At 49.2% G+C, this 323-nt stretch carries 1 pseudogene; it reads left to right on the top strand.

Annotated elements, in window-relative coordinates:
* A pseudogene (locus DXC04_RS15995) lies at positions 1-323 on the top strand (recombinase); the annotation flags it as partial.

The following is a 323-nucleotide window of genomic DNA, read 5'->3' as shown; positions in this document are numbered from 1 at the left end:
AACCTGATCCGCAACACGACACCGAAAGGTGCACAAAGCTCGGACCCGTTCTGGGAAAAGTCCGAGACTGCACTTTTACAGGCACTTATGCTGTATTTACTGCATGAAGCTCCACCGGAAGAACAGAACTTCCCGATGATCATGGAAATGCTTGGCAGTGCGCAGGTAAAAGAAGATGATGAGGATTACCAGTCTCCACTGGATATTTTGTTTGAGAGACTGGAAATGCGGGACCCAGAGAGTATTGCGGTCAAGCAGTATGCGATTTACAAGCAGGCGGCCGGCAAGACTGCGAAGTCGATTTTGATTTCTGTTGGTGTCCG

Origin of the sequence: Dorea sp. OM07-5 (assembly GCF_003481355.1) — a bacterium.
GTDB lineage: Bacteria > Bacillota > Clostridia > Lachnospirales > Lachnospiraceae > Dorea_D > Dorea_D hominis.
This window is presented reverse-complemented; position numbering and strand designations above follow the sequence as displayed.